The organism is Pseudomonas typographi (genome assembly GCF_014694385.1).
GTDB lineage: Bacteria > Pseudomonadota > Gammaproteobacteria > Pseudomonadales > Pseudomonadaceae > Aquipseudomonas > Aquipseudomonas typographi.
Genome location: NZ_JAAOCA010000184.1, coordinates 1 through 255 on the forward strand (window position 1 = coordinate 1; position 255 = coordinate 255).

Genomic DNA, 255 nt, shown 5'->3' on the forward strand with positions numbered 1-255 from the left:
TCGCGCCCGTCGGCACGCCCCCAGACTGCGATACGGTACCCAGGATGGCCGCGACCGCAGCAGAACCTAGACCCAGCGCCGATCTCTGGTTCGCCTGGCTGTTCGCCGCCAGCAATGTCCTGGCCTGGGCTGGGAAATCGGCCAGCGCCATGGCGTCGGCCGCAGTGAAGTAGGCCAGTTTGTCGGCAGCACCGGTGAGCGCCTCAAGCGCGTTAATCGAGGGATCTGCGGCCAGGCTGCCGAACTGACTCACCA

1 protein-coding gene is annotated in these 255 nt (G+C 66.7%); it reads right to left on the reverse strand.

Translation table 11 applies throughout. The features are described from left to right. The coding region (locus tag HAQ05_RS28320; protein WP_202988140.1) for a hypothetical protein at positions 1-255 on the reverse strand (255 nt) is incomplete at both ends.